Raw genomic sequence first — 7,256 nt, forward strand, 5'->3', positions numbered from 1 at the left:
TCAGCCCATACCAACCAGGCGGCGCCAATCACTGCAGCAGGATTCCAGCTGGGCGGCGTGGCACTGCAGCTGGGTCTGGCTGGCTAGTTCGAAATCGACGAAATCAAAGCCTGGGGCCACTGTGCAGCCCACCAGGCTCCATGTGGTGTTTCCAGCTACGGGTTCAGCTGCGAACCAGCTGCCAGCAGGCACTACAACCTGGGGCTGTTCTCCGGCGCTTAGATCAAGCCCAAGCCTGCTGACGCAAGCCTGGCCATCCGGGTGGAGTTGATAGATCAGGAGCCCGTCGCCGCCATGGTGGTGCCAGGCCTCATCGGAGCAGATCCGATGCCAGCTGGACCACTCGCCTGCGGCCAGTAAATACAAGATCGCCGTGCTGGCGGCCCTGGCTCCCCGCGGCGTTTCCACCACCTCACTTGACCGGTAGGTCTCGCGGTAGTGGCCACCCTCCGGATGGGGCTGGAGTTCCAGCCGCTCAATCAGTGCCTTGGCGTTCAGGACAGCACCGCCACGCAGCGACCGCAGAGGCTGGGATGGGCGCTGTGCTGGCCGATGTCGCTCTCGTAATGCCAGCAGCGCTCGCATTTTTGGCCTTCGGCCTTGGCAATGCGCACCGTGATGCCGTTTGCGCTGGCTTCGGCCAGCAGCTCGGCAGGCGCTACGCCGCCTTCCTTGAGGCCCGACACCAGCAGCCAATCGGCCAGGTTGTCGACGCTGGGGTGGCTTGAGCTGGCCAGCCAGCTCAGGGATTCCGCCGTGTTGGTGCTGCCTGCTTCCAGCTCCAGCTGCACCTGGGCTTCCAGCGAAGCACCGAGCTGGCCGCTGGAGCGGCAGCTCTCCAGTTGGCGATTCACCAAAGATCGCAATTCCAGGATTCGCTCCATCGGCGCCTCCAGTTGCGCTTGGCGCCAGCCATCGGGGGCCGTGGGCCAGCCCCGTTCGAATACCGAGGTTTCGGCTACCGGATAGGGCAGGTTTTGCCAGATGTCCTCGGCCATATGGCAGAGCACCGGTGCGATCAGCCCCGCGAGACGCTCCAGCACCAGGCTCAGCACCGTTTGGCAGCTGCGGCGGCGGAACTCATCGGCTCCGCTCACATAGAGGCGGTCCTTGGCGATGTCGAGGTAGACGTTGGAGAGGTCCACCACGCAGAAGTTCTGCAGGGCCTGGAAGAAGCGGTAAAACTCATAGCGCTCGAAGTCTCCCGTCACGCTGTCGATCAGGGCGGCGGTGCGCTGCAGCATCCACTGATCCAGCAGGGGCAGCTGGTCGTAGGGCACGGCATCGCGGTCTGGTGCAAAGTCGTGCAGGTTGCCCAGCAGGTAGCGGGCCGTGTTGCGGACCTTGCGGTACACATCCGCCAGCTGCTTGACGATCCCAGGCCCCAGCGGCACGTCGGCCGAGTAGTCCACCGAGCTCACCCACAGCCGCAGCACATCGGCGCCGTAGGCCGGCTCTTGCTTTTCGTTCTTGCCGCCCTCTACCAACACCGCCGGATCGACGACGTTGCCCAGCGATTTGCTCATCTTGCGGCCCTTCTCATCGAGGGTGAAGCCGTGGGTGAGCACCCGCTTGTAGGGGGCGTGGCCGTTAACCGCGACCGAGGTGAGCAAGCTGCTCTGGAACCAGCCGCGGTGCTGATCGCTGCCTTCCAGGTAGAGATCGGCGGGGTAGTGAAGGCCGCGCTCTTGGAGCACGCCAGCCCAGGAGGAGCCTGAGTCAAACCACACGTCCATGGTGTCGCTGCCCTTGCGCCAGTGGCTGGCTTCGGCGGCGTAGGCCTCAGGCAGCAGGCCTGCCTCATCGCGCTGCCACCACACATCCGCACCGTGCTCGGCGATCAGGGCTTGGATGTGGCCCAGGGTGGCTTCGTTGAGTAGCACCTCACCCGTTTCGCGATGATAAAAGACGGGGATCGGCACGCCCCAGGTGCGCTGGCGGCTGATGCACCAGTCGCCCCGATCGCTCACCATCGCTTCAATTCGGTTGCGGCCGCTGGCCGGCAGCCAATCCACCTCGTCGATGGCCCCGAGAGCGGCGGCGCGGAAGCCCTCCACTGAGGCAAACCATTGCTCGGTGGCGCGGAAGATCGTCGGTTTTTTGGTGCGCCAGTCGTAGGGGTAGCGGTGTTCGTAGCGCTCTTGCTTGAGCAGCAGGCCGGTGGCTTCTAGGGCACTGAGGATCGCTGGGTTGGCGTCCTTGAGCACGTTGGTGCCAGCAAAGGGCCCGGCTTCGGCGGTGAGGTTGCCGGCCTCATCCACGGGGCAGAGCACAGGCAAGCCGTATTTCTTGCCGGTGTTGAAGTCGTCTACGCCGTGGCCCGGGGCGGTGTGAACCAGGCCCGTGCCGGCCTCGGTGGTGATGTAGTCGCCGCCGATTACCACCGGGCTGGTGCGCTCCAGCAGCGGATGGCGGTAAGTAATTCCCTCTAGCTCGCTGCCCTTAAGGCTTAAAAGAGGAGTGAGCTCGAGCCCCAGGCTGATTTGCAGGCTCTCAATCAGCTCAGCGGCTACCACCAGGTGGCTGGCGGCTGGGGTGGGGGCGTCGCCCCTGGCCGCCACTGCGCAGATGGCGTAGTCGAGCCGCCCATTCACCGACACCGCCAGGTTGGCCGGCAGCGTCCAGGGGGTGGTGGTCCAGATAGCCACTGCCAGGCCGCCAGCCCCTGTGGCCGCCTTGGCCGTCAGGCCAGCTGTTTCTAATTGGGTGGCCAGGGCCTCGGGTAGCGCCACCACCGGGAAGGCCGCGAAAACGCTGGGGGAGGTGTGGCCGTCGGGATATTCGAGTTCGGCTTCGGCCAGGGCGGTGCGGGAGCTGGGGCTCCAGTGCACCGGCTTGAGGCCTCGATAAATGTGGCCAGCAAGCACCATGGCGCCAAAAACGCCGATCTGGGCGGCCTCGTAGTCCTTCTGCAAAGTGAGATAGGGCGTTTCCCAGTCAGCCCAGATGCCCCAGCGGAGGAAGCCGCGCTTCTGGCCCTCCACCTGCTCGAGGGCGTAGGCGTGGGCCTTCTGGCGCAGCGTTACCGGGGTGAGCTCGGCCCGGTCGCTGCTGCTGAGCCCCTGCAGCACCTTGAGTTCGATTGGTAGGCCGTGGCAATCCCAGCCAGGCACAAACCGCGCCCGCTTGCCCTGCAGCAGGGCGGTTTTATTGATGATGTCCTTAAGGATTTTGTTGAGGGCATGGCCCACGTGCAGGGCCCCATTGGCGTAGGGAGGGCCGTCGTGCAGGGTGAAAACCTCGCCGGGGTTCTGCTGGCTCAGGCGCTCGTAGAGCCGCTGCTGGGCCCAGAACGCCTGGATTTCCGGCTCGCGCACCTTGGCATTGGCCCTCATCGCAAAGGGCGTCTGCAGCAGGTTGAGCGTGTCCTTGTAGGAGGGGGGGTAGGAGACGGGCGCAGGGCTGGCGGTCACGTCGCCTGGGGGCAGCAGTGCTGATTATCCCGCCTGGCTGCTGGAGGGCTCGGGCAGCGGTTGCGGTTCCGGGATTTCGGCCGTCACCAGGCTGTCGATCACCAGGCTGTCGATCTCGCTGGTGGAGCTCGGCTCTTCCGGGCGCACCCAGCGTTTGCCACTGGCTTTGGGCTGGCGTTGCTGAGTCAGCCATTGGCTCATGCCTGAAGTGGCAGTGGTCAGGAGGGCGAGCAGATGGGCCAGGCTGGCGCCGGCTTGTTGCAGGCTCGTCTGCCAGCGTTCCGTCGACCAAAGCCGCTGCTGCTCCTCAGCGGTGAGCTGCCGCCAACGGCCCTGGGAAACCTCGCCTGCGAGCCTGCCGATCAGTAGGCCACCGCAAAGCACGCCCAGCATCGGTGCGCCCGTGAGCCGGTCGGCACTGGTTACAAGCACCAGGCCCAGCAGCAGCACTACGGCGCCCCAGGCCGAATCCCGTGGCCGGCTCAGTTCGGTGGCCAGCAGCGGCAGCAGCAGGATGGCGAGTCCCAGCAGCAGCGCCAGGAGTCCACCCAGGGTGGCGAGCATGGCCAGAAGGCGTGGAGTCCCCCATTGTGGGCGACTCCACGCATCTGTCTCTACAGTCCCGTTCTGCCCACCTGGCGGAATTGGTAGACGCGCTGGTTTTAGGTACCAGTGGCTTAGGTCGTGGGGGTTCAAGTCCCCCGGTGGGCATCATCACTTTCTTAAGTTGCCTTGATGCAACGTTCTGGGATCTGGTTCGGCTGAGATGACACAGGTTCTGGGCGCCTCTCCAACCGCCGTGCTCTCCGAGGGGGCAATGGCATCTCCCTCGCGGCTTGTGCCGCGCGAATTTCTTGACCCGCCTGCTGCCTGGAACCCCACGGTTGGGCTGTTTTTGGCTGGCTACGGCTTGGCTGCCCTCACGATTTGGGGTTGGTTCGTGGCTGGCTGGCCCCTGCCCGTGCTGCTTGCTACCGGATTTCTGGCCCTGCACTTAGAGGGCACGGTGATTCACGACGCCTGCCACAACGCGGCCCATCCGCACCGCTTCTGGAATGCGGTGATGGGCCATGGCGCTGCCCTGCTGCTTGGCTTCAGCTTTCCCGTTTTTACCAGGGTGCACCTGCAGCACCATGCCCATGTCAATGATCCCAAGAACGATCCTGATCACATCGTCAGCACTTTTGGACCCCTGTGGTTGATTGCGCCACGATTTTTCTATCACGAGCTGTTTTTCTTCCGCCGCCGTTTGTGGCGTCGTTATGAACTGTTTGAGTGGGGCCTAGCCCGGGTTGTATTTGTGGCGATAGTTGTGGCCGCTGCAAAATTTGGCTTTCTTGACTTTATTTTCAACTGCTGGTTTGCCCCTGCCCTAATGGTCGGAGTGACCTTGGGCCTGTTCTTTGACTACTTGCCCCACCGCCCCTTCCAGTCGCGCAACCGCTGGCACAACTCCCGCGTATATCCGGGAAGACTGATGAATTGGTTGATCATGGGTCAGAATTATCACCTTATTCATCACCTGTGGCCGTCTATACCCTGGTTTGAATACCGCCCTGCTTATCACGCCACTAAGCCCATCCTTGATGCCAAAGGTTCGCCCCAGCGGCTTGGCTTGTTTGAAACCAAGAATGATGGTCTTAACTTCCTCTACGATATCTTCCTAGGCGTTCGAAGTCATCGCAAAAGGCGCAGCAAGCTTAGGCCTATTGCTGCATTAATGCCCACCCGCCATGCCCGCAGGCGAGTGCTGGAGTTGCTTCATCGCACTGCAATTTCGCCGGTGCGTTAACTGGTTAGTTGACTTAGCTCAGCTGGCTACGATTTTGGGCACGCGGATGAAGTCCCCCTCCCTTTGGGGAGCTTCATTTAGTAGCTCTTCGCGCACGTCCGTAGGGGTTACCAGATCTTCACGGCAGACGTTTACTACTTCCACCGCTCGAGTGGTGGCTGGTACTCCTTCCGTGTCTACTGTTTCAAGGTGGGCTACGTAGTCGAGGATGCGCTCGAGCTGGCCGGTGTAAGTGGCGATCTTGGCCTCCGGCAGGTCTAGGCGGGCCAGCTTGGCCACCTTGCGCACGTCGTCTGCGGTGATCTTGCTCATCGGGATTTACCAGATATGCCGACGCTAGCGCTCAGGTCAGAAAGGCTTCCAGGTCTGAGGCAAGGGCGGTGGCGGCCAGCTCCAAGAAGCGCTCGCCATGGCTGGCCTGGGCCAGGTAGGGGTTTGAGCCCATGCGGCCATCCGGATGGCGGCGGCGGAAATCTTCGGGGCCGTGGATGGGGCCGGCCGGGGCTGGATCAGGCAGGGGCCTCTGCTTGGTCTGGAGGCTGGGCTCCAGGTGCAATGTGAGGGCTATTTCGCTGGGGGTGGCGTGGTGACCTTCTTCCGCGCCATAAAGGCTGCGCGCCTCCTGCATTACCGGGCCAGCCATGAACCAATTGGCCAGCTTGCAGCGCAGCCGCGGCGCCACCGCCAGGCCCCGGTCGGCGGCGGTGGCATAGGCCTGGGCGAAAGCGGCCTTGCTGGTGGCGATGTTGCCGCCATGGCCGTTGATTACGTAGATGCGCTCGAAGCCGTGGCGTGCAAGTGACAGCACCACGTCGTGCAGAACGGCTAGCAGGGTGGAGGGTTGCAGGCTCACGGTGCCAGCAAAGCCCAAGTGGTGCTCGGCCATGCCGAACGCCTGGGCCGGAGTCACCAGCACGCCGGTGCGACGGCCCACTTCCAGGGCCACGGCCTCGGCCGTGAGCGCATCGGTGCCGATGGCGCCGGTGGGGCCGTGCTGCTCGGTGGAGCCCAGGGGCACGATCACGCCCTTGCAATTTTCCAGATAGGTCTCCACCTCAGGCCAGCTACGCAGTTGCAGGCGAATGGCGTCATTGGAGCTGGCGGATTGGATCATGGTGAACAGCAGGTAGAGCCTGGAGACTGGCTAATGTTTGAAGGCCAGCAGTGCCTCGGCCCATGCTGCACCGCAAGCTTTATCAGTTTTGTGCCGAACAGCGCCCGGTGTGGGTGTTTTTGCGTGACCAGCAGCGCTGGATTGAGGAGGCCACGGTGGTGGAGCTCGAGGGGGATCTCGTCACCCTGCGCTACGACGCTGAAGACGACGACGAAACCCACAGCTGGGAGGAGAGCGTGCGACTCGATTCGATCGGGGCCGTCAGCACCAGGCTGGCCTACGTCTGCCGCAGCGGCAGCCCCGATGACGTGATCACCTCCGAAGACTGCCCTGAGGCTGAGAGGCTGCCTAGTCAGGGTCAGTGAGCGGTGCCGTTGCCGTCGTAGTCGTCGCTGTCGTAGTAGCCGCCTTTGGTGCCAAAAAACAGGGTGGCCAGTACAAAAAGGCCGCTGCCAAAGATCAGCACGGTGGCGAGGGAGAAACCGGTGGTGTGCATGGCGGACCAGGGTTTTGACACTTAAGGACTTCAGTTTGCTGGCGGCTGCTCCCAGTGGCGAGCAACACCTCGAACTTGTGGTGAATCCATTGCCGAAGGCTTTCTTCGCCCGCCCCGCCGAGCAGGTCGCCCCCGAGCTCATTGGCTGCCTGCTGGTGAAACGCCAAGCGGATGGCGAGTTGCTGTGGGGCGTGATTGTGGAAACGGAGGCGTATTGCCAGAGCGAGCCCGCCTGCCACGGGCATCGCCGCCGCTCCCCCAGCAACGAAACCCTGTTTGGCGAGCCTGGACGGTTTTATGTCTATGTGAGCTATGGCATTCACCACTGCGTCAAGCGAGCCATGTCTTCAAGGAGCTCAGGCTGAGCTTGATTTTTGAGTGCTGCCAACGGGTCTCCCAGCCAACCCCCAAGCCACTCCCAGAAAAACTCCCATATTTTTC

At 63.1% G+C, this 7,256-nt stretch carries 8 protein-coding genes, 1 tRNA gene and 1 pseudogene; 4 read left to right on the forward strand and 6 right to left on the reverse strand.

Annotated elements, in window-relative coordinates; translation table 11 throughout:
- The 3 genes from KBY83_RS04240 to KBY83_RS04250 are packed head-to-tail and all read right to left on the reverse strand — an operon-like array spanning position 1 to position 3,977.
- Positions 1–525: a cupin domain-containing protein gene (locus KBY83_RS04240; protein ID WP_396093386.1), complete on the reverse strand. Its 525-nt coding sequence runs from the start codon at positions 523–525 to the stop codon at positions 1–3.
- The gene (gene ileS, locus KBY83_RS04245; protein ID WP_315858936.1) at positions 495–3,413 is read right to left on the reverse strand and encodes an isoleucine--tRNA ligase; all 2,919 of its coding nucleotides are present in this window, start codon (positions 3,411–3,413) and stop codon (positions 495–497) included. The genes KBY83_RS04240 and ileS overlap by 31 nt, the downstream gene beginning before the upstream one ends.
- 24 nt (positions 3,414–3,437) lie before the next feature.
- Positions 3,438–3,977: a Ycf66 family protein gene (locus tag KBY83_RS04250; RefSeq protein WP_106632303.1), complete on the reverse strand. Its 540-nt coding sequence runs from the start codon at positions 3,975–3,977 to the stop codon at positions 3,438–3,440.
- 65 nt (positions 3,978–4,042) lie between these two features.
- Here KBY83_RS04250 and KBY83_RS04255 point away from each other — a divergent pair.
- Together KBY83_RS04255 and crtR are read left to right on the forward strand one after the other, a co-directional pair.
- Positions 4,043–4,124: transfer RNA gene (locus KBY83_RS04255), tRNA-Leu, on the forward strand.
- Between the two features lie 55 nt (positions 4,125–4,179).
- Positions 4,180–5,205 carry a beta-carotene hydroxylase gene (gene crtR / locus KBY83_RS04260; protein WP_106632304.1) on the forward strand — a complete coding sequence of 342 codons (1,026 nt, stop codon included), beginning with the start codon at positions 4,180–4,182 and terminating at the stop codon, positions 5,203–5,205.
- A gap of 18 nt (positions 5,206–5,223) precedes the next feature.
- On the opposite strand, the gene gatC is transcribed toward crtR, so the two are convergent.
- Together gatC and KBY83_RS04270 are read right to left on the reverse strand one after the other, a co-directional pair.
- Positions 5,224–5,517, reverse strand: coding sequence for an Asp-tRNA(Asn)/Glu-tRNA(Gln) amidotransferase subunit GatC (gene gatC / locus KBY83_RS04265; protein WP_254941723.1), 294 nt, complete (start codon positions 5,515–5,517; stop codon positions 5,224–5,226).
- A 31-nt stretch (positions 5,518–5,548) separates the two neighbouring features.
- Positions 5,549–6,319 carry a creatininase family protein gene (locus tag KBY83_RS04270; protein WP_106632306.1) on the reverse strand — a complete coding sequence of 257 codons (771 nt, stop codon included), beginning with the start codon at positions 6,317–6,319 and terminating at the stop codon, positions 5,549–5,551.
- Positions 6,320–6,381: 62 nt separating this feature from the next.
- On the opposite strand from KBY83_RS04270, the gene KBY83_RS04275 reads away from it, so the two are divergent.
- Positions 6,382–6,684, forward strand: coding sequence for a glycine/sarcosine/betaine reductase component B subunit (locus KBY83_RS04275; protein ID WP_254998811.1), 303 nt, complete (start codon positions 6,382–6,384; stop codon positions 6,682–6,684).
- On the opposite strand, the gene KBY83_RS04280 is transcribed toward KBY83_RS04275, so the two are convergent.
- The gene (locus tag KBY83_RS04280) at positions 6,678–6,815 is read right to left on the reverse strand and encodes a hypothetical protein (RefSeq protein WP_193486239.1); all 138 of its coding nucleotides are present in this window, start codon (positions 6,813–6,815) and stop codon (positions 6,678–6,680) included. The genes KBY83_RS04275 and KBY83_RS04280 overlap by 7 nt on opposite strands.
- 77 nt (positions 6,816–6,892) lie before the next feature.
- On the opposite strand from KBY83_RS04280, the pseudogene KBY83_RS04285 reads away from it, so the two are divergent.
- A pseudogene (locus KBY83_RS04285) lies at positions 6,893–7,147 on the forward strand (DNA-3-methyladenine glycosylase); the annotation flags it as partial.
- Positions 7,148–7,256: the final 109 nt, after the last annotated feature.

The sequence above is a fragment of the Cyanobium sp. WKJ7-Wakatipu genome, from assembly GCF_024345355.1.
GTDB lineage: Bacteria > Cyanobacteriota > Cyanobacteriia > PCC-6307 > Cyanobiaceae > Cyanobium_A > Cyanobium_A usitatum.

Coding starts and splice junctions, on each gene's coding strand:
- KBY83_RS04250 (WP_106632303.1), bottom strand. CDS start 3,977: ATGCTCGCCACCCTGGGTGGACTCCTGGCGCTGCTGCTGGGACTCGCC.
- crtR (WP_106632304.1), top strand. CDS start 4,180: ATGACACAGGTTCTGGGCGCCTCTCCAACCGCCGTGCTCTCCGAGGGG.
- gatC (WP_254941723.1), bottom strand. CDS start 5,517: ATGAGCAAGATCACCGCAGACGACGTGCGCAAGGTGGCCAAGCTGGCC.
- KBY83_RS04270 (WP_106632306.1), bottom strand. CDS start 6,319: ATGATCCAATCCGCCAGCTCCAATGACGCCATTCGCCTGCAACTGCGT.
- KBY83_RS04275 (WP_254998811.1), top strand. CDS start 6,382: ATGCTGCACCGCAAGCTTTATCAGTTTTGTGCCGAACAGCGCCCGGTG.
- KBY83_RS04280 (WP_193486239.1), bottom strand. CDS start 6,815: ATGCACACCACCGGTTTCTCCCTCGCCACCGTGCTGATCTTTGGCAGC.